1 pseudogene is annotated in these 256 nt (G+C 69.5%); it reads left to right on the plus strand.

Annotated elements, in window-relative coordinates:
• Nucleotides 1-256, plus strand: a pseudogene (locus SB751_RS32705) (phosphatidate cytidylyltransferase); the annotation flags it as partial.

A 256-nucleotide genomic window follows, 5' to 3' on the forward strand; every position in this document is an offset into this window, starting at 1 on the left:
CTGACCGATCCCGCCTGGATCTTGCGTTACCTGACGCCCGCTGTCGCCGTGGTCTGGCTGATCGGGGCGGTGGTGGCGGTGGTTCGGGGGCGTGCCGATGCGCCGCCCGCCAGCCTGGGATGGTCCGTGTTTTCGGTGCCCGCCGCCTTCGTCGCCTGGGTGGTGCTGGCGCAGCTGTTCATGGCGCGTGGCGCCGTTTTCGTGGTGTCGCTGCTGGCCCTGGTATGGGTGGCGGACATCGCGGCCTATTTTGCGG

Source organism: Cupriavidus sp. SIMBA_020 (assembly GCF_046535395.1).
GTDB lineage: Bacteria > Pseudomonadota > Gammaproteobacteria > Burkholderiales > Burkholderiaceae > Cupriavidus > Cupriavidus campinensis.